Consider the following 19,891-nt stretch of genomic DNA (forward strand, 5'->3'; position numbering starts at 1 on the left):
TTTTAAGTAATACTACTAAAGACTAATAACTAAAGACTAAAAACTATTTAATGAAACCAAGCATCCCAAAAGGAACAAGAGATTTTTCTCCAACAGAAGTAGCAAATCGTACGTATATAATGAATACGATTAAAACGGCTTTTGAAACATTCGGATTTCAACCTATTGAAACTCCAAGTTTTGAAAATTCGTCTACACTTATGGGAAAATACGGTGAAGAAGGTGATCGTTTGATTTTTAAAATCTTGAATTCTGGAGACTTTCTTAAAAAAGCAGATGAAAAGCTTTTGGCTGAAAAAAATAGTTTAAAAGTTACTTCTCAAATCTCTGAAAAAGCATTGCGTTACGATTTAACAGTGCCATTTGCACGTTACGTTGTACAACACCAAAACGACATTACGTTTCCTTTTAAAAGATATCAAGTTCAGCCTGTTTGGAGAGCAGATAGACCACAAAAAGGGCGTTTTAGAGAGTTTTTTCAGTGTGATGCAGATGTTGTTGGTAGTAAATCTTTGGTACAAGAAGTTGAGTTTATTCAGTTGTATGATACTGTTTTTACCAATCTTGGTTTAGCAGGAACAACTATAAAAATGAACAATCGTAAAATTTTATCTGGAATTGCAGAGGTTATTGGCGCTTCTGATAAATTGATAGATTTTACTGTTGCCTTAGATAAATTAGACAAAATTGGTAAAGATGGCGTTGTTACCGAAATGCTTTCTAAAGGAATTACTTCGGAAGCTATCGAGAAAGTTCAGCCGTTATTCGATTTTAGCGGAAGTAATTTAGACAAATTAGCTTCGTTAGAAAATATGCTTTCAACTTCGGAAGAAGGTTTGCAAGGTGTAAACGATTTACGTTTTGTAATAAATACAATTGAAGTCTTAGGTTTACAAACTGCTGGGTTAGAAATTGATGTTACGTTAGCTCGTGGATTAAATTATTATACAGGTGCAATTTTTGAAGTTGCTGCTCCAGAAGGTGTAAAAATGGGTTCTATTGGTGGCGGTGGAAGATATGACGATTTAACAGGAATCTTTGGATTAAAAGATGTTTCTGGAGTTGGAATTTCGTTTGGTTTGGATAGAATTTACCTTGTTTTAGAAGAACTAGGTTTGTTTAAATCGGTAGATTTACCAAAACCTAAAGTGTTGTTTTTAAATTTTAATGAAGCAGAAATTTTGTTAAAAATGAAAGCTATTAAAACTTTACGCGACAACAGTATAAAAAGTGAATTATATCCTGATGTTGCTGGAAGTAATAAGCAACAAAAGAAACAATTTAAATATGCTACAACTAGAGAAATTGAATTTGTAGTTACTGAAATTGAAAACGATAAGTTTGTGGTTAAAAATAATGGCGAGCAGTTTTTACTTTCTGTTGAAGAGTTGATTGAAAAGACTAAATAAGTTGAGTTTGTCATTCTTTTGAAGGAAGGAATTCAGAAAAACGATAATTTAGATTCCTGCTTGCGCTGGAATGACAGGAATTTTGCAAGTACGCCCGCGTTAGGGATTGAAGCATTTGTTTGAGCTCTTTATGTTTTTTATAAAAACAAAAAAGCGAGTGCGGAAAGCCCGCTCGAACGCCCTAAAAATAATTAGAATTAAAACAATAAAGTTGTAACTTTGCAACTTAAATATAGTACGAAATGTTTGAAGTGAATAACAACAAAATGAATGACGAGAGAAGTAAGGAAATAGGAGAGAACCACGTTGGTACATCGGCAACAACGCCGTTACGTGCTGATGCTTTTGATATTTCTGACGAAGAAAAAATTGAAAGAATCCAAAAAAGTGTTAAAGATATTTTAACCACTTTAGGAATGGATTTAACAGATGATAGTTTACAAGGTACTCCAAAAAGAGTTGCAAAATCTTTTGTAAATGAAATTTTTATGGGTCTTGATCCTAAAAATATGCCAAAAGCATCTACGTTTGATAATAATTACAACTACGGAGAAATGTTGGTTGAGAAGAATATAGTTGTATATTCTACTTGCGAGCATCACTTATTACCAATTATTGGTAGAGCGCATGTTGCTTATATTTCTGACGGAAAAGTTATTGGTTTGTCTAAAATGAACCGAATTGTAGAATATTTTTCTAAAAGACCACAAGTGCAAGAGCGTTTAACAATGCAAGTTGTACAAGCAATGCAAGAGGCTTTAGGAGTAGAAGATGTTGCTTGTGTTATAGACGCAAAACATTTATGTGTTAATTCTCGTGGAATTAAAGACATTGAAAGCTCTACAGTTACGGCTGAATTTGGTGGGAAATTTAAAGAAAGAGAAACTAAAAGAGAGTTTTTAGACTATTTAAAGATGAATACGGACTTTGATTGATATATTATTAATCTTTTTTGATATTAGAAAACGTTGTAAACACTAAGGGTACAACGTTTTTTTATTGCTAAAAATCAGTTATTTAGATATTTATGAAAGAAATTTAACATTTTTTTGCTTAATATGAGTTTTTGGCACTACATTTGCAATTCAATAAAACGTTGCAAGTAATTAAACGAGCAACACATTAAATTATATTACAATGAATAAAGGTACCGTAAAATTCTTCAACGAATCTAAAGGATTCGGATTTATTACAGAAGAAGGAAACAACAAAGAACATTTTGTACACGTGTCAGGATTAATCGATGAAATTCGTGAGAACGATGAAGTTGAATTTGACTTACAAGATGGAAGAAAAGGATTAAACGCAGTAAACGTAAGAGTTATATAATTATATATTTTATTACCGTTAAATTTTTAAAAGCCTATCAATTTTTTGATAGGCTTTTTTTATTTTTGATATTTAAAATTTTAAATTATGATTGACGGAAGAAAAAGAAGTAATGTTACTGTTGGCTTATTTGTGGAGGTTGTACAAAAGAACCACCAAAGAACAGGGGAACTTACTGAAGGAGTTGTTAGTAGGTTACTTACAAAATCTCCAAATCATCCACATGGAATTAAAGTGCAGCTAGAATCTGGTATTGTTGGTAGAGTAAAAAATATTATTGAGGAAGATTAAATTTTAAATCTTTGATTGCTTATATCTTTTATATCCAAAAGATAAAAAAGCAAAAGCAATTACTATTTTAATTAGTAAAAATATATATTTATTTTCGGTATACCAATTAAATAGTATTCTGTAAGTTTCTTTGTCTTTAAAGAAAGAAGTAAAACCATCTACAAGGATAATTATACCAAAAATTAAATACAAATAAGGAATAATTTTTCTCATTATTGTGGAATTTTAATTTCATACAGTTTTCTACTCTTATTATTCAATTTTCCCTCTCTTAACCAAGGATTGTGTCTTTTTAACTCTTTGTAAGTAATTCCAAATCCTTTTGCAAAAGAGGCAATGTTTGTAATTGCTGTATCTACTTTTACAGTATAGGTTTCTTCTGGTTGGTATAAATCTTCTTGATCAAACACAAAACCGTACTTTTCTGGATTGCTCATAACTTCTTTTAAAGCTAAAATTCTGTAAATATAACGTTCAGTTTCATCAGGTAAAAGGGCATCATAATAAGTGGTAACTTGTTGGTTTCTTAATCTTTCTGAAACTCTTCCCATTCCGCAGTTATAAGAAGCTGCTGCAAGTGTCCAAGAACCAAACTTTTCTTTTGCTCTTTTTAAGTAAATTGCTGCTGCTGCTGTAGATTTTTCTATGTTATAACGTTCATCAACATTTTTGTTAACTTCTAACTTAAATCTTTTTTCTCTTGCTGTACTTGGTAAAAAATGCCACAAACCAGAAGCTCTTGCATGAGATGGATTGTTTACCAACAATGCACTTTCTGCAACTGCTAAATATTTAAAATCGTCTGGTAAACCGTATTTTACTAATAAAGGTTCTAAGATTGGAAAAATTTTATTGGCTCTTTTTATAACTAATAATCCGTTAGATTGCCAGTAAGTATTTACCAATAATTCTCTGTCCATTTTTTCTCTAACATCTGCTCTTTCTGTAGGAACACGTTCTCCAGCTAACTCTAAATAAGCAGGGATTTTTACCGCTTTAATTTCGTATTTTTCGCTTACATTTTTTAAAAACGGAATGTTGTCTTTTCCAATAACATTTAATAGTAAAAATGCCAAAGCACTTATTGTAATTATACTTAAAAAGCGGAATGATTTATTCATAACAAATAGGTTTTATTTTTTAAAATTTACGGAATTCAAATGTGAATATTAAGCCAATTTTTCTTCAATTATTTTTGAAATTATTTTAGCTTTATTTAAGATCATTACATGAGTTCCTTTTTCAACTTTAATACAGTTTTTTATATGTTTTATAGGAAAAACGCCATCTTCTGTACCATGAATATGGATGATATCGTCAAATGATTTTTCTTGTTTCCAGTGTAATACGTTGTAAATTGCCCAAGTAATATATTTTGGATCTCTTACAGACATATAGGTTTTGTATAATTCTTTTCTTTTTTGAAGGTTACTTCCTAAAAAATATTTTTCATAGGCTTCAAAATTTTCTACCATAGTTGTAGGAAATAGTTTATAAGCCTTTGTAGCTTTTGCTAATTGTAATCGTTTTGGAAGTTCTCCATTATTTTTAATGCTTGAAATAAGAAATACTTTTTTTGTATTAATAATTTTACTCATTTCTTGTACCATAACACCGCCAAAAGAAACACCAACTAAAACTGGGTTTTCATGTGTAATTTTTGCACACATTCTTTTAGCGTAATTACTAATGCTTTCTTCTTTTTCTGACGGAATTTCCCATTCTAAAAAATGAGTTTCAAAAAGTTCTTCAGGTAACTTTATATTGTTAAATATTTTAGTGTTAGCACCTAAACCTGGAACAAAATAAATATGAGTTTTAGAGTTCATAGAATTTTTTTGCTAATAAAATGTCTTCAATATACTCAGTTACTTGTACTAATTCTGTTGGCACTTCTCCCCAAACACGCAACTGTATTTCTTTATTATTATGAGAAATATAGGTGCTTGGTAAATCTGAAATTCTTGGATTGTTGTAAGCAATTCTATATTTAGAAAAACTTGTTTTACCAAGCATATTTTTTAATTTAGAAAACTGTTTGTCAGTAAGTTTAAAAGATTTTTTTCCTTTTACAAGAACATATTTAATTCCATTATAAAATACATTTCCTTGCTTATCAATTTTTACGTCAAAAACAGGACAATGACCATAACATTGTGTTTTTCTTAAAGAAACGAATGTAGTTTCAATATCTGAAATAATTTTATTTAGCGTTAATTCTTTATTTAATTCAACGGATTTGAATTCGCCTGAAGTCATTAATCTTTCTATCCAAAAATTACTTTTATCAGCAGGAACTTTTAATAAAGCAATTTTTGTATCATCTTGATTAAAAATTAACTTGTCCCAAGTAAGTCCACTATTAACAACTAATTGTTTAGCGTCTTCCATTCTATTTGGATATTTTAACACAGCAATTATTTCTTCGGTAATTACTTTTGGTGTTTCCGTAGTTCCCTCAATTTTAGTTTCAACCTCAGTTTCAACTTCTTTTTTTGTTTCTTTTACAACTTTTTTGGGAGAACCACAGCTTAAAGCTAGTAAGAAAACAGAAAGTAGAATGCTTTTCATAATCAATATTTTTAATGTTTAATTGGCAATTTTAATGCCAAGTTATGCAATTACTTCACTTTTTACAAAATTAAAACGAACTAAACCGTCTTCGTCAATATTTGTAAGTGTAACTGTGTGTAATGTGTTTACCAATTCAGGATTCCAAGGAGTTTTAACTTTAACGTAATTCTCTGTAAAACCGTGAATGTAACCTTCTTTATTTTCGCTTTCAAAAAGAACAGTTAATGTATTACCTATTTGAGTTTCATAAAATGCTCTTCGTTTTTTTACTGATAAACCGCGTAACATTTTACTACGTTTTGCTCTAACTTTTTTAGGAACAACACCATCTAATAAAACAGCTTCCGTATTTTGTCTTTCTGAATAGGTAAAAACGTGTAAATAAGAAATATCCATTTCGTTTAAATAATTGTAAGTTTCTAAGAATAATTCATCTGTTTCTCCAGGAAAACCAACAATAACATCAACACCAATACATGCGTTTGGCATTACTTCTTTTATTTTTGAAACTCTATTTGTGTAGGTATTTGTTAAATATCTACGTTTCATTCTCTTTAATAGTTCATCGCTACCAGATTGTAACGGAATATGAAAATGCGGAACAAATGTTTTAGAATTTGAAACAAAATCAATAGTTTCATCTTTTAAAAGATTAGGTTCGATGGATGAAATTCGTAAACGATTTATGCCTTCAACTGTATCTAATTCCTTAACCAACTCTAAAAAAGTATGCTCGTGTTTTTTATTTCCGAATTCGCCTTTTCCGTAATCACCAATATTTACACCTGTTAAAACAATTTCTTTAATGCCTTTTTCAGATATCTCTTTGGCGTTTTTCAATACATTTTCAACAGTATCGCTTCGCGAAATTCCACGCGCTAACGGAATTGTACAATACGTACATTTATAATCGCAACCATCTTGTACTTTTAAGAAAGCACGAGTTCTATCTCCAATTGAATAGGCGCCAACGTAAGAATCTGCTTCCTCAATTTCACAAGAATGTACTTGTCCGATATCATTTTTCGTTAAATCGTTTATATAACTTGTAACGTTAAACTTTTCTGTTGCGCCTAAAACTAAATCAACTCCATCAACAGCAGCCAATTCTTCTGGTTTTAATTGCGCATAACAACCAACCCCAATAACAAAAGCATCTTCATTTTGCTTTAAAGCATTTTTTACAACGCTTTTAAAACGTTTATCTGCATTGTCGGTAACAGAACATGTGTTAATTACATACACATCTGCTTGGGTGTCAAATTCCACACGTTCAAAACCTTCATTAACAAAACTACGCGCTATAGTTGACGTTTCTGAGAAATTAAGTTTACAACCTAAAGTGTAAAAAGCTACTTTTTTATCTGCGTTCATTTGGGTACATTTGAAAACACAAAAGTACAATTTTAAAGATGATTTTTGAAACGGAGAGATTACGAGTTCGTAAATTATTAAATTCTGATTTAGATGCTTTTTTTCAGCTAGAAAGTAATCCGAAAGTATTGCAATATGCAACAGGTGAAGTAAAAACATTGGTTGAAGCAGAAAACGATCTTAATAATCTGATTAAAAAATATGAAACTCCTAAAAATGATTTTTGGATTTACGCTATTGAACAGAAATCTGATAGTAATTTTATTGGAACGCTGGCTTTAGTAAAAGATGAAGAAGATGATGAGATTGGCTATCGTTTTATTGAAGATTATTGGGGAAAAGGTTATGCAACCGAAATTTGTGAGGCTTTAATTCCGTATTGTAAATCGATAGGAATGCAGAAAATTATTGGTTATGTTGTTGATGAAAACCTCGCTTCAGCAAAGATTTTAGAGCGTTTTAATTTTAAAATTGTAAAGAAGTTTATTTCTGAAGATATTAAGTTACCTGAAACAAAATACGAGTTATATTTATGATTGCTAACACACCACAAGCGCCATATTATGCGGTAATTTTTACAAGTTTACGCACAAAAGGCGATAATGATTACAATTTAACTGCGGAACAAATGGAGGATTTAGCTGAAAAACAAGATGGTTTTTTAGGAATAGAATCAGCCAGAAGCGAAGTAGGAATTACCGTTTCTTATTGGAAAAGTTTAGAAGCTATAAAAGAATGGAAATTACAATTAGATCATACAGAAGCTAGAGAAAAGGGCAGAAGCACTTGGTACAAGCAATTTAAAGTGAGAATTTGCAAAGTTGAAAGAGATTATGAATTTAAAAAGTAAAAATGTACGCAACAATTTCTAACCTATTAAATAAGTTTTTTAAGCCAAGTACAATTTTTCAAAAAGGATTTAATCTTTCTCCAATGTATAGAAGGTCAACCGGAAGAATTATTGAGACTTCAGACGATTTATTAAACGTAAAAGTAAAAATACCAATTAGTTATAAGAATAAGAATTATGTAGGTTCTATTTTTGGAGGAAGCTTATTTTCTGCTACAGATCCTATTTTAATGATTCAATTAATGCAAATTTTAGGAGATAAGTATGTAGTTTGGGATAAAAGTGCCAACATTAAGTTTAAACGACCAGCTAAAGAGAATTCTTATATAGATTTTAATTTATCAGAGGATGAAATTACATCAATTAAAAATCAAGTTAAAGAAGAAAAAGAAATAGATTTAGTAAAAGAAATTTTAATAACAAACAAAGAGAAAACAACCGTTTTCGCAGAAGTATCTAAAACAATTTACATTGCAGATAAATCATACTATAAAACAAAGCGTAAAAAAAAGTAATTTTTATATAATTCTTATTTTTTGTGTTGGCTTATTTTCTTGTGCAAAAGAGAAAAGTAACTTTACCGACTCTCAAGTATTTAGGTATAATGAACACTCTAATATTACATCGTTAGATCCAGCATTTGCTAAAGATCAACGTAATATTTGGGCGGTAAACCAGTTATACAACGGTTTGGTTCAGTTAGATGATTCTTTACAAGTAAAACCAGATATTGCTAAAAGTTGGTCGATTTCTGAAGACGGAAAAGCCTATACTTTTTTACTTCGTGAAGATGTAAATTTTCATAAACATAAATTATTTGGAAAAGATTCTACAAGAACTGTAAATGCTACAGATTTTGAATATTCATTTAACAGATTATTAAATAAAAATGTAGCTTCCCCTGGAGGTTGGGTTTTACAAAATGTTGCTGATTTTAAAGCAGAAAACGATTCCACTTTTGTAATCAATTTAAAACAACCTTTTCCGCCATTCTTGGGTTTGTTAGCAATGAAGTATTGTTCTGTTGTTCCAAAAGAAGCTGTTGCATACTTCGGAAATACTTTTAGAGCAAACCCAATTGGAACAGGACCTTTTCAGTTTAAATTATGGGTGGAAAACACCAAGTTGGTGTTAAGAAAGAACCCGATTTATTTTGAAAAAGATGAAAAAGGAATACAATTACCATATTTAGAAGCGGTTGCTATTACTTTTTTACCCGATAAACAAAGTGAGTTTTTACAGTTTATTCAAGGGAATTTAGATTTTATGAAAAGTTTAGATGCTTCTTATAAAGATGATATTCTAAATACAGACGGAACATTAAAAGAGAAATACGCTTCTTCAATTTTTATGGAAACGGGATCGTATTTAAATACTGAATATTTAGGAATTTATTTAGAGGGCGAAGAAAATTATCCCACTCAATCAAAACTAATTAGACAGGCAATTAACTATGGTTTTGATAGAGAAAAGATGATTAAGTTCTTAAGAAACGGCATTGGAACGCCTGCTTTAAATGGATTTATACCAAAAGGGTTACCGTCATTTAACAATCAAAAAGGATATTCTTATCAGCCCAATAAAGCTAAAGAGCTGATAGGTCAATTTAAGAATGAAACTGGAAATACTTCACCAGAAATTACCATTACAACCAATAGTAATTACTTAGATTTATGTGAATTTATTCAACGTGAATTACAAAATATTGGATTGAATACAAATGTAGATGTTATTCCACCTTCAACTTTAAGACAAGGAAAAGCTAACGGTAAATTACCAATTTTTAGAGCAAGTTGGATTGCAGATTATCCAGATGCAGAAAATTATGTGTCGCTATTTTACAGTAAGAATTTTACACCAAACGGACCAAATTACACGCATTTTAAAAACGATTTGTTTGATACATTATACGAACAATCAATTTCTGAAGTGGATAATAATATACGCTATAAACTCTATCAAAAAATGGATTCAATTATAATTGCTGAAGCGCCAATTGTTCCTTTATATTATGATGAAGTTATTCGTTTTTCTCAGAAGAATGTAAAAGGTTTAGGTATAAACCCAATTGATTTATTAAATCTAAAAAGAGTTTCTAAAAAGTAAGAAACACTATTTTTCCCAATTAACACGCGCTAAAATAGGGAAGTGGTCTGAGTAATTTACAGCAAATGTTTTACTCTGATTTATTTGAGTTGATTTATCTGTTAAAATAAAATCGATACGAGCAGGAAAAGGGTAGTTGTAGGTTTTTCCAAAACCACTTCCAGCTTCTACAAATGCATCTTTTTTGTCTTTTACTATTTGATTATACACCCAAGAATAAGCAGTATTATTAAAATCTCCACAAATAATTTTCTTCCCTTTCCATTGTTGTTCATGGGCTAGAAATTGTTCGGTTTGTTTTGCTTGTTCTCTAAATGTGTTTTTTAATCTTAGCAACAATTTTTCTGAGTTCTCTTCACCAAAATTCTCTTTATTTGGATTTATTTTTAAAGATTGTAAATGAACATTATAAACTCTTAATGTGTCTTCATTTTTAAGAACATCAACAAAAATGGCATTATTGGCACTCTTCTCAAAATTTAAAGAACCAGAGTTTATAATTGGATATTTAGAAAATATTGCAGAGCCAAACTTATTTCTTTTAGATTTTAATTTAATGTATTTATATGGATATGATAAACTTAAATCGGTTTGCTTGTAAAACTCTTGAATTGCTAAAATATCAGGACTTTTTTCAGCAATAAAATCAACTATTTTTTGCGATGTTTGCTCGTCTTTATTCCATTTGTAATAATTAAACAAATGCACATTATAACTCATCACTTTAACATCATCATTCAGTAAAACTTTTCTTTCTGAAAACTTATAAAAAGGAGATGCAAATAACCAACCAATAGCTAATATTAATCCCGATAAAATAAAATGTTTTTTAAGTTTGATGAGCCAATAAACGAAGAAAATTACATTGATAACAATTAAAAAAGGTACACCTAAACTTAATATAGCAAACGTTGCAATAGATTTTGGAGAAATATACGGCAACAAGTAAGATAATAGCAATACTGTAGCAAAAACAGCATTGATAAAGTAGAGTAGCTTACTAAATATGGGGGACTTTTTCATTTATTTTTTTCCTTGTTTAAAGAGGAATTCTTTTTCTGATTTGGTTAAAGTATCATATCCAGATTTACCAATTTTATCTAAAATCTTATCAATTTCTTCTTGAGTCTGAGGTTTTATAACTTGCTTTTTAACCTTTTTATTGCCCGATTTATAAGCAGTTTTTAAAGGTTTTTCTTTCTTGGTGAAAAGATTTTTAATTCCTTTAAAAATAGCTATTTCTTTATTGCTTACTTGATTTACATATAAAAACCCAAATAAAGCGCCACCAATATGTGCCAATCTTCCTCCAGCGTTTCCAGTAGGAATTTGTAAAACATCTAAAGCAACCCAAATTAATGCTAAGTGCCATAATTTTACAAAACCAATTAAAGGAAATTTAAGTTGATAATTTGGCATATAAGTAGCAATACCAATAAATATAGCAGAAATTCCTGCGGAGGCTCCAATAAGAATACTGTTGTCTGCGTCTTTAACTAAGCCAGGAAAATAATTATAACTAATTATAAATACAATTCCGCCAAACAGCGTCCCTAAAATGTAAAAACTGATTAAACTTTTAGGTGTAAAATACTGCATAAACAAATTCCCGATGTAATACAAAGCTATTAAGTTCATAAGAATATGAAGAAAACTTGCATGTAAGAATCCGTAAGTTAATAGCGTCCAAGGTTTGTATAGAAATTCATCGAAATTAGAAGGTAGTGCAAACCATTCTATGATAAAGTTATTTGATGATTGAAATAAAAATCCGCCTGTGTTAAATACAAAAACCAACAAAAATACTGCTACGTTTATGTAGATTAATTTCTCTACAATAGACGCTGTATTAAAACGTAATTTTATGTTGTCTATAAAACTCATTAATTAGTTTTAAATTGAGTTTTTTTCCAATACCAAGCAATTAAACCGCCAACAACAGCTCCTCCAACGTGAGCAAAATGAGCAATGTTTCCGAAAATTGAAGACCATCCAAAGATTCCAGATAGTGTTTCATATATTAATAAAACAGGAATAAAATATTTAGCTGCTACTGGTACAGGTAAAAAGATAAAAGCCATTTTAGCATTAGGAAAGTAAATACCATAAGCTGCAACTAACCCCATAATTGCACCTGATGCACCAACTGCCCAGGCATTAATATCATCAGTCAAATAATTTGCAAAAGTATATATTAATGCAGCTCCAATTCCAGCTGAAAAATAAAAAAAGATAAACTTGTTTTTTCCCCACAACCTTTCAAGTTGAGTTCCAAACATCCATAAACCAAACATATTCATTATTAAATGAAAAGTTCCACCATGCATAAACATATGTGAAACGATTTGCCATGGTTTAAATAAATCATTTGTTGGGTAAAATAAAGCAAACAATTCCAACATTGAATTGCGCATATTGGGAATAACATAAGTTGCTATATAAAATATGACATTTATTATTATTAAATGTTTAACTGTGCCTGTTACTTTATTCATGATTTAACTATTAAAAATTGAATCTATTTCGTTTAGTGTTAGTGTTTTAAAAATAGGTTTTCCAAAAGGAGAAACACTAGGTTCCTTGCACATAAACAAGTCATTAACTAACGTTTCTTGTTCTTTAAAGTTTAAACTTGTTCCGGTTTTTATTGCTAAAGATTTAGAAAACGATTTTGCTAACACATCAAAATGACTAAAACTTGCATCAGGAACTTCTAGTTTAATATCGTCTAATAATTGTTCTAAAAGCTGTGTAATTTTACTTTCTGTAATAGAAGTTGGTATTCCGCCAATTACTACACTTTCTTTGGTAAATTCAGCAAACATAAAACCTGCGCTTTCTAATTCGGATTTTATGCCGTAAATAATTTCTATATCTGAGGAAGCAAAAGAAATACTAACTGGAAATAATAATTGTTGGCTACTTGCTTCTTCAACCGTAATTTTAGCTAAAAAATCTTCGTATAAGACACGTTGATGTGCTAATGATTGATGAATTAAAACAACACCAGATTTTATAGAACTTAATAAATATTTCTTCTGAATTTGAAACGTTTTGTGAGTTGTTTCTTTTTCACTTTCAAATAATTGTTCTTGATTTACCTTAGATTCAACTTGTGTAGTTGTGTACAAAGCATCCCAATTATCTGTTTGTTTTTTATATGATTCTTGATAGTCTTTTTGCATAGGCTTATCATTTTGAATAGTATTGTCCTTAAACGGATTAAAATCTGGATCAACAGAAATTTTTGGAGTAGAACCAGTTTGTTTTTTACTATAATCGTAAGGTGTATCTAAATTCGCATCTCTATTAAAATCTAAAACAGGAGCAACATTATATTGCCCTAAACTATGTTTTACGGTAGCTCTTAAAATAGCATACAACGCTTTTTCATTATCAAACTTTATTTCTGTCTTTGTAGGATGAATATTTATATCAATACTACTTGCCGGAACCGTTAAATATAAAAAATAAGAAGGATGAGAACCCGATTCTAATAAACCATCAAAAGCATTAACTACTGCGTGATTTAAATAGGCACTTTTTATAAAACGATCGTTTACAAAAAAGAATTGTTCGCCACGTTTACGTTTAGCAAAAGCTGGTTTTGCAACAAAACCTTTAATTGATAAAATATCTGTTTGTTCATCAATCGGAACTAATTTCTCATTCATTTTACCGCCAAAAATAGCTACAATTCGCTTGCGTAAATTGCTCGATTTTAAATGATACACTTCATTATCATTATGATGTAATAAAAATGAAATTGCTGGATGCGCTAAAGCAACACGTTGAAACTCATCAATAATATGGCGTGTTTCAATAGTGTCTGATTTCAAGAAATTTCGTCTTGCAGGAATGTTATAAAACAAGTTTTTAACGGCAATACTTGTACCTTTTGAAGTAGAAACAACTTCTTGAGAAGTAACTTTGCTTCCTTCAATTTTTATTAATGTTCCAAGTTCTTCGTTTTCTTGTTTCGTTTTTAGTTCTACATGTGCAATTGCAGCAATAGAAGCCAAAGCTTCTCCACGAAATCCTTTTGTGTTTAAATTGAATAAATCTTGTGCATCTCTAATTTTAGAAGTTGCATGACGTTCAAAACACAAACGAGCGTCTGTTGTAGACATTCCTTTACCATCATCAATAACCTGAATTAACGTTTTACCGGCATCTTTTAATAACAATTTAATTGAAGTTGCGCCAGCATCAATAGCGTTTTCTAATAGCTCTTTAACTACAGACGCAGGTCTTTGAACCACCTCACCAGCAGCAATTTGGTTGGCAACGTGATCTGGTAAAAGTTGAATAATATCTGACATTAATCTTGGGGTAAAAATATAGAAATATCAAAATCGATGATCCATAAAAAAATCAATACTAATATTGCTATAATATAAAGTATGGTTTTGTTGATTCCACCGTTTTCTGAATCTTTAAATTCGTTTAAGGCAGCATTAAATTTTCCTTTTAGGTTCTTGTTTTTTCCAGTTGTAGTACGGAATTCATCAAACTTTTGTTTTATTTCAAACGGATTCCCATCACCTTTATAGTAACGAGGTTTGTAATCAAACTTTTTAGGATCTCTTTTAAAAATTGCCATAGTTTTAGGTTTTTGGTTCGATTAGTTTTAATCAAAAAGTAAACCAAAATCAAAGTTACTGAATAAAAAGTAGGGCATCAAAAAAATAATGCTAAAAGAAGTATAAAAAGTAGTGGATAATTTTACTTAAAAACCAATTTCTGAAGTAGCAGTTCCTGTACTTTTAATTGCTGCCATTTTAACGGCTGCAACGGCACATTCTATTCCTTTGTTGCCTAATTTCCCGCCAGATCTATCTAAAGATTGTTGCTTTGTGTTATCGGTTAAAACACAGAAGATTACCGGAACGTCATATTTAATATTTAAATCAACAATACCTTGTGTAACGCCTTCACAAACAAAATCGAAATGCTTCGTTTCTCCTTGAATTACATTTCCAATAGCAATTACAGCATCTACTTGTTGAGATTCAATCATCTTTTTACAGCCAAAAACAAGTTCGAAACTTCCTGGAACATCCCAAGAAATTATGTTTTCTTTTGTAGCTCCACAATCTAATAAAGCTTCAATTGCCCCTTTGTGTAAGTTTTTTGTGATTTCAGGATTCCATTCTGAAACAACAATCCCAAATCGAAAAGACTTCGCATTTGGGATTGTTGCTTTATCGTAATAAGATAAATTAGTTGTTGCCATTTTTTTAGTATTCAGTATTCAGTATTCAGTATTCAGTCAGCTATTTACTGCCAACTGCAACTGTTTTTACTGCCTACTTATTTAGCGTATTTTGCACTGTTAATGTACTTTTCTATATCTCTTCCTTGGTCAGAAGTAGCATAGTTTTCTTTTATTTTAGTAAATAAGCTTTCTGCTTTGCTATACTCTTTTAAACTCATTGCTGTTTGTGCAGCTTTGTATAAGAAAAGTGGTGCAGTAAAATCGTTATCTTTTTTACTAGCAGCTTTTTCATAATAATCTAAAGCATCGTCTAATTGATTAATATCTGCAAAAGCATCTCCAATTGCACCTAAAGCAACAGGTCCTAACAACTCGTCATTAGAATCAAATTCACTTAAAGAAGCGATAGCTTCGTCGTATTTTTTTAATTTTAAGTAAGAAACACCCGCATAATAGTTTGCTAAGTTTCCTGCTTTTGTTCCGCTATAAGAAGAAGCGATGTCTATAAAACCATATTTTCCATCAGCACCTTCTAAACCTAAAGTTAATAAAGAATCGATAGCCGCTCCAGAAGAAGTAACTGCTTGATCAAAATAATTTCTAGGGAAAGCTAATTCATTAGTAGCTTCTTTTTCTGTTGGTTCAGATACAAATTTAGTGTACGCTAAAGTACCTAATATTAAAGCTGCAACAGCTATTAAACCTATAAATAAAGGTTTGCTGTTTTTTTCTATCCATTGCTCAGATTTGTTGGCAGTGTCATCTAACGTATTAAAAACTTCAGCAGTTGTGCTTTCTATTTCTTCTACTTGTTTTTGCTCAGCTTTGTTCTGTGCTTTGTATTTTTTCTTGTATGTTGCCATGTCTGCTTAAAAATTATTCGGACGCAAAAATAGTTTTTTTAATTGGATTTTAAAAGGTAATAATTGGTAAATTTTCAATATTTTGCGGTTCCTTTACATAGATTTTAATAGCCAATGTATCTTCAGAAAATATCACTTGTAAATTTTAAAAATATTACATCACAAACTTTTGATTTTCAGCAGAAAATAAATTGCTTTGTTGGTGATAATGGTGTTGGTAAAACCAACGTGCTAGACGCAATATATTATTTATCTTTTGCTAAAAGTTATTTTAATCCGATTGCTGGGCAGAATATTAAACACGGCGAAGAGTTTTTTATGATTGAAGGAGACTACCTTTTAAATGATAGAAACGAAAAGATTTTATGTTCTTTAAAACGTGGTCAAAAAAAGGTTTTAAAGAGAAATGGTAAAGCTTACGATAAGTTTTCTGAACATATTGGACAATTGCCGTTGGTTATAATTTCGCCAGCAGATAGAGATTTAATTACGGAAGGAAGCGATACACGGCGTAAATTTATGGACGGTGTAATTTCTCAGCAAGACAAACATTATTTAAAGAATTTAATATCGTATAATAAGATACTAACACAACGTAATGCTTTATTAAAATATTTTGCAATAAATAGAACTTTTGATGCGTTAAATTTAAAGGTATATGATGAGCAATTAATTGAGTATGGCGTTAAAATATACGAGAAAAGAAAAGAGTTTTTAACACATTTTGAACCTATTTTTAACCAAAAACACGCTATAATTTCTGGTAAAAAGGAAAGCGTAAAACTCAATTATAAAAGTCAGTTGCATGAAATGTCTTTAGAAAATTTGTTGACACAGAGTTTAGCTAAAGATAAGGTGATACAATACACAACTGTTGGTATTCATAAAGACGATTTAAGTTTTGAGATAGATGAATATCCGATAAAGAAATTTGGTTCTCAAGGACAACAGAAATCCTATTTAATAGCGTTAAAATTGGCTCAGTTTGAGTTTATAAAACAACAAGCAAACGTTACACCAATTTTATTATTGGATGATATATTTGATAAATTAGACGAGCAAAGAGTTTCGCAAATTATTGAATTGGTAAATAATAACGAATTCGGGCAAATATTTATCACCGACACGCATTCTGAACGTACGGAACGGGTAATCAGTAAAACAAATAAAGAGTATCAAATTTTTAAACTTTAAGTTGCGGATTTGCAGAGTAACAAAGTAATAAAGTAACAAATTTTTTCTTTGTCGTTTCTAAATGAGCTATTTAAAGCGATTGAGAAATCTCATAATCAAAATATAAAAGTCTAAATAACCCAAGAATTTAAAATTCTAACAATCTAATCCATGGCAAAAAGAGAAAACGATTCATTTTCTATACAAGATTTAATGAAAACCTTTATTAAGGAGAATAACTTAACTAAAGGTATGCAAAAATTAAAGATAGATGAAGCTTGGACAAAATTAATGGGACAAGGTGTTGCTTCTTATACAACACGTGTTCAGTTACAAAATAAAACCTTGGTTGTAAGTTTGTCTTCTTCTGTTTTACGTGAAGAATTAAGCTACGGAAAAGATAAAATTGTAAAAATGTTGAACGAAGAAATGGGAGAGGAAGTTGTAAAGAAATTGTTGTTGGTTTAATTGTTTTTTGGATGGTTCAAGTAACTAATTTAGGAAATAAATCACAGATAGAAAGTCGGAGAGGATTTTTGTAAGTAGGCGAGAAGCCAGCAATAAATTATATACGGCTGTGCATAGTGTTTTCTACCCAAGTTTTTGTGATTAAAATAATTTTTCCTTTTATTCTAATCCATTAATTTTAGTCCGAATGTTTGTTTTTGTAAACGGAATGTTTTTCAAAAATTTTCTTCTAAAATGTTCCTTTTGAAAGGTATTGGAGCACTCTTTTTTGCAGCGGATGAAGCGTTGGTGTAAAAGTGTGTGTAACGGGTTAAGTGTTCCAATGTTTAAATTTTTAAATAGTGTTTCAAAAAATTTAGATACGATTCCAATTCATTTTCCCGTTCCGTTTTCCACACCAATTTCATATCCAATTGGTATGGCAAATCAGAAAGTTCTATACTTTTTAGGTCAAGCGAAAACCCTTTTAAGGTCGATTTTCCCATCATCGTGATTCCAAGTCCTGCAGAAACCATTCTTAGGACGGTCGATGTATTCGGCGAACGATGCACGATTTTTGGGGAATATCCATAATTTCCAATGATTTTCAGAATTTCTTCCATATATCCAAATCCCTCGGGTTGTGGATTCAAGACCCATTTTTCGTTTTTACAGTCCGCCAAATCCTTAAAATTGGAGGTGTTCAACCGATGTTCTTCGGGTAAAATTAAAAGATAGTTTTCTTTGTAAATCGAAAGGCTCGAAAGTCCGTCGGGAATAAATGCGTTCGGTACAAAACCAAAATCCACTTCGTTGTCGTTCAATTTGTCGAATATCATTTCATTAGTTCCCTCCACGAGACTTGATTTTAAGTCGGGCAGATTGGTTTCCATATATCGTAGCAGTTCTGGCAAGACAGTATGCATCGCCGAACTTGCGTGTCCAATTTTAATTTCGCCTGCCTTTCCCTGATTAATCAAAACTCCTTTTTTAATGGATTGGTCGAGTTGCTTCAAAATTTTGGAAACCTCCGTTTTAAAGTATATTCCCGATTTAGTCAACGCAATTTGCTTTCGTGAACGGTCGAACAATAAAAAACCGATTTCCTCCTCAAGCACCTGAATCTGTCTACTTAAAGCGGGTTGGGCAATAAAAATCCGTTCCGATGCTTTTCTGAAATTCAGTGTTTCGGTCAATATCAAAAAGTTTTGTAATTGAGTAGTTGTCATTTTATTGATTAAAATATGTTATCAATTAATCAAAATTAAGTATTTTTTTTCATTAATAGAATGTCCTTCCTTTGTATTTCAATTTATATTAGAGATGAAAGTAAAAAATAATTATAAAGTTTGGTTCTATTTTATATCGTTGGTTTTAATTTGGGGCAGTTCGTTCATTTTGATTAAAAATGGATTAAAAGGTTATACGGTTTGGCAGGCTGCAACTATCCGGTTAGTATCTGCTTTTTTAGTAATGTTTTTTTTTGCTATTCGGCATATTAGAAAAATACCTAGTGAAAAAGTTCCAGTAATTTTACTAGTAAGCTTGTTGAGTATGGTTTTTCCATCCTATCTGTTTAGTATCGCACAATCTCAAATTAGTAGTGCACTTGCAGGAATATTAAATGCTTTAGTGCCAATGTTTACAAGTGTTCTTGGATTACTGTTTTTTAGAAAATCTATTAATAAATTACAATGGTTGGGTCTTGCTATAGGTTTTATATCTGCTAGTTTTTTAATTTTGATTAATACTGGAAGTACATTTTCGTTAAACGAATATGCTTTATTAATCATTGTCGCAACTATTTGTTACGGATTGAATTTTAATATTGTAAAAACATATCTATCTGATGTGAATTCACTTCACGTAACCACAATTGCTGTTTCTTTTTCAGGAATATTCGGCTTTCTTTTTTTATTTTTTAGTGGATATGAGCCGTATATCAAAGTTAGTGAGCAACAAGTTTTTCCGTTGCTATCATTAATTACATTAGGTGTTTTGGGAACAGCTTTAGCTCAGTTTATGCAGAATCAATTAATTCAAAAATCTTCAGCTGTTTTTGCCAGTTCGCTTACATACCTAATTCCCGTTGTTGCTGTGCTTTGGGGTGTTTTAGATGGCGAAAAGTTGGTTTTTTGGCATTATTTAGGGATGTTAGGAATACTTATAGGTGTTCTGATTTTGAACAAGTTTGGAAACTCTAAAAACGATTTGGCTTATGATAAAAAAACGAAAGTGTTGAATGTTTAATTGAAGT

At 30.6% G+C, this 19,891-nt stretch carries 24 protein-coding genes; 11 read left to right on the plus strand and 13 right to left on the minus strand.

The window, feature by feature from the left end:
- Nucleotides 1–50 precede the first annotated feature (50 nt).
- From hisS to LPB136_RS02615, 4 genes are all read left to right on the plus strand, one after another.
- A complete protein-coding gene (hisS, locus tag LPB136_RS02600; RefSeq protein ID WP_072554649.1) occupies nucleotides 51–1,409 on the plus strand; it encodes a histidine--tRNA ligase in 1,359 nt (452 codons plus the stop codon).
- A gap of 242 nt (nucleotides 1,410–1,651) precedes the next feature.
- A complete protein-coding gene (gene folE, locus LPB136_RS02605; protein WP_072554650.1) occupies nucleotides 1,652–2,344 on the plus strand; it encodes a GTP cyclohydrolase I FolE in 693 nt (230 codons plus the stop codon).
- A 202-nt stretch (nucleotides 2,345–2,546) separates the two neighbouring features.
- The gene (locus LPB136_RS02610) at nucleotides 2,547–2,738 is read left to right on the plus strand and encodes a cold-shock protein (RefSeq protein ID WP_072554651.1); all 192 of its coding nucleotides are present in this window, start codon (nucleotides 2,547–2,549) and stop codon (nucleotides 2,736–2,738) included.
- An 87-nt stretch (nucleotides 2,739–2,825) separates the two neighbouring features.
- Nucleotides 2,826–3,029: a YwbE family protein gene (locus LPB136_RS02615; protein WP_083426169.1), complete on the plus strand. Its 204-nt coding sequence runs from the start codon at nucleotides 2,826–2,828 to the stop codon at nucleotides 3,027–3,029.
- 3 nt (nucleotides 3,030–3,032) lie between these two features.
- Here LPB136_RS02615 and LPB136_RS02620 read toward each other — a convergent pair whose 3' ends face one another.
- The 5 genes from LPB136_RS02620 to mtaB are packed head-to-tail and all read right to left on the minus strand — an operon-like array spanning nucleotide 3,033 to nucleotide 6,977.
- Nucleotides 3,033–3,242, minus strand: coding sequence for a hypothetical protein (locus LPB136_RS02620; protein ID WP_072554652.1), 210 nt, complete (start codon nucleotides 3,240–3,242; stop codon nucleotides 3,033–3,035).
- On the minus strand, nucleotides 3,242–4,150 hold the full coding sequence (locus tag LPB136_RS02625; RefSeq protein ID WP_072554653.1) for a lytic transglycosylase domain-containing protein: 909 nt from the start codon (nucleotides 4,148–4,150) through the stop codon (nucleotides 3,242–3,244). The genes LPB136_RS02620 and LPB136_RS02625 overlap by 1 nt, the downstream gene beginning before the upstream one ends.
- A gap of 48 nt (nucleotides 4,151–4,198) precedes the next feature.
- Complete coding sequence (locus LPB136_RS02630) at nucleotides 4,199–4,858, minus strand: alpha/beta hydrolase family protein (RefSeq protein ID WP_072554654.1); 660 nt, start codon at nucleotides 4,856–4,858, stop codon at nucleotides 4,199–4,201.
- Entirely contained in the window at nucleotides 4,848–5,600 is a 753-nt protein-coding gene (locus LPB136_RS02635) for a DUF6438 domain-containing protein (protein WP_072554655.1), read from the minus strand. The genes LPB136_RS02630 and LPB136_RS02635 overlap by 11 nt, the downstream gene beginning before the upstream one ends.
- Before the next feature lie 42 nt (nucleotides 5,601–5,642).
- A complete protein-coding gene (gene mtaB / locus LPB136_RS02640; protein WP_072554656.1) occupies nucleotides 5,643–6,977 on the minus strand; it encodes a tRNA (N(6)-L-threonylcarbamoyladenosine(37)-C(2))-methylthiotransferase MtaB in 1,335 nt (444 codons plus the stop codon).
- A gap of 38 nt (nucleotides 6,978–7,015) precedes the next feature.
- Between mtaB and LPB136_RS02645 the strand changes: the two genes are divergently transcribed.
- The 4 genes from LPB136_RS02645 to LPB136_RS02660 are packed head-to-tail and all read left to right on the plus strand — an operon-like array spanning nucleotide 7,016 to nucleotide 9,933.
- On the plus strand, nucleotides 7,016–7,513 hold the full coding sequence (locus LPB136_RS02645) for a GNAT family N-acetyltransferase (RefSeq protein ID WP_072554657.1): 498 nt from the start codon (nucleotides 7,016–7,018) through the stop codon (nucleotides 7,511–7,513).
- On the plus strand, nucleotides 7,510–7,827 hold the full coding sequence (locus tag LPB136_RS02650; RefSeq protein ID WP_072554658.1) for an antibiotic biosynthesis monooxygenase family protein: 318 nt from the start codon (nucleotides 7,510–7,512) through the stop codon (nucleotides 7,825–7,827). Before LPB136_RS02645 ends, LPB136_RS02650 begins: the two co-directional genes overlap by 4 nt.
- Nucleotides 7,828–7,829: 2 nt before the next feature.
- Entirely contained in the window at nucleotides 7,830–8,342 is a 513-nt protein-coding gene (locus tag LPB136_RS02655; RefSeq protein WP_072554659.1) for a DUF4442 domain-containing protein, read from the plus strand.
- Nucleotides 8,299–9,933 carry an ABC transporter substrate-binding protein gene (locus LPB136_RS02660; protein ID WP_237267411.1) on the plus strand — a complete coding sequence of 545 codons (1,635 nt, stop codon included), beginning with the start codon at nucleotides 8,299–8,301 and terminating at the stop codon, nucleotides 9,931–9,933. The genes LPB136_RS02655 and LPB136_RS02660 overlap by 44 nt, the downstream gene beginning before the upstream one ends.
- Before the next feature lie 6 nt (nucleotides 9,934–9,939).
- On the opposite strand, the gene LPB136_RS02665 is transcribed toward LPB136_RS02660, so the two are convergent.
- The 7 genes from LPB136_RS02665 to LPB136_RS02695 all read right to left on the minus strand — a co-directional run bounded on the left by LPB136_RS02665 (nucleotide 9,940) and on the right by LPB136_RS02695 (nucleotide 16,014).
- Complete coding sequence (locus tag LPB136_RS02665; RefSeq protein ID WP_072554660.1) at nucleotides 9,940–10,956, minus strand: endonuclease/exonuclease/phosphatase family protein; 1,017 nt, start codon at nucleotides 10,954–10,956, stop codon at nucleotides 9,940–9,942.
- Complete coding sequence (locus LPB136_RS02670) at nucleotides 10,957–11,817, minus strand: rhomboid family intramembrane serine protease (RefSeq protein WP_072554661.1); 861 nt, start codon at nucleotides 11,815–11,817, stop codon at nucleotides 10,957–10,959.
- Nucleotides 11,817–12,428 (minus strand): rhomboid family intramembrane serine protease, encoded by a 612-nt coding sequence (locus LPB136_RS02675; protein WP_072554662.1) that lies wholly within the window; start codon nucleotides 12,426–12,428, stop codon nucleotides 11,817–11,819. Before LPB136_RS02675 ends, LPB136_RS02670 begins: the two co-directional genes overlap by 1 nt.
- A 3-nt stretch (nucleotides 12,429–12,431) precedes the next feature.
- Nucleotides 12,432–14,255 (minus strand): DNA mismatch repair endonuclease MutL, encoded by a 1,824-nt coding sequence (mutL, locus tag LPB136_RS02680; protein WP_072554663.1) that lies wholly within the window; start codon nucleotides 14,253–14,255, stop codon nucleotides 12,432–12,434.
- On the minus strand, nucleotides 14,255–14,536 hold the full coding sequence (locus LPB136_RS02685; RefSeq protein WP_072554664.1) for a riboflavin synthase subunit beta: 282 nt from the start codon (nucleotides 14,534–14,536) through the stop codon (nucleotides 14,255–14,257). Before LPB136_RS02685 ends, mutL begins: the two co-directional genes overlap by 1 nt.
- 126 nt (nucleotides 14,537–14,662) lie before the next feature.
- The gene (gene ribH, locus LPB136_RS02690) at nucleotides 14,663–15,169 is read right to left on the minus strand and encodes a 6,7-dimethyl-8-ribityllumazine synthase (protein ID WP_072554665.1); all 507 of its coding nucleotides are present in this window, start codon (nucleotides 15,167–15,169) and stop codon (nucleotides 14,663–14,665) included.
- Nucleotides 15,170–15,246: 77 nt separating this feature from the next.
- Nucleotides 15,247–16,014: a tetratricopeptide repeat protein gene (locus LPB136_RS02695; RefSeq protein ID WP_072554666.1), complete on the minus strand. Its 768-nt coding sequence runs from the start codon at nucleotides 16,012–16,014 to the stop codon at nucleotides 15,247–15,249.
- Between the two features lie 114 nt (nucleotides 16,015–16,128).
- On the opposite strand from LPB136_RS02695, the gene recF reads away from it, so the two are divergent.
- Both recF and LPB136_RS02705 read left to right on the plus strand, forming a co-directional pair.
- Nucleotides 16,129–17,208, plus strand: a complete 1,080-nt coding sequence (gene recF, locus LPB136_RS02700; RefSeq protein WP_072554667.1) for a DNA replication/repair protein RecF — start codon at nucleotides 16,129–16,131, stop codon at nucleotides 17,206–17,208.
- Nucleotides 17,209–17,358: 150 nt separating this feature from the next.
- A complete protein-coding gene (locus LPB136_RS02705; RefSeq protein WP_072554668.1) occupies nucleotides 17,359–17,655 on the plus strand; it encodes a DciA family protein in 297 nt (98 codons plus the stop codon).
- Between the two features lie 326 nt (nucleotides 17,656–17,981).
- Here the strand turns inward: LPB136_RS02705 and LPB136_RS02710 are convergent, their stop codons facing one another.
- Nucleotides 17,982–18,863, minus strand: a complete 882-nt coding sequence (locus tag LPB136_RS02710; protein ID WP_072554669.1) for a LysR family transcriptional regulator — start codon at nucleotides 18,861–18,863, stop codon at nucleotides 17,982–17,984.
- A gap of 94 nt (nucleotides 18,864–18,957) precedes the next feature.
- On the opposite strand from LPB136_RS02710, the gene LPB136_RS02715 reads away from it, so the two are divergent.
- A complete protein-coding gene (locus LPB136_RS02715) occupies nucleotides 18,958–19,884 on the plus strand; it encodes a DMT family transporter (protein ID WP_072554670.1) in 927 nt (308 codons plus the stop codon).
- The last annotated feature ends 7 nt before the right edge of the window (nucleotides 19,885–19,891 follow it).

Origin of the sequence: Tenacibaculum todarodis (assembly GCF_001889045.1) — a bacterium.
In the GTDB taxonomy this organism is placed as follows: Bacteria; Bacteroidota; Bacteroidia; order Flavobacteriales; family Flavobacteriaceae; genus Polaribacter; species Polaribacter todarodis.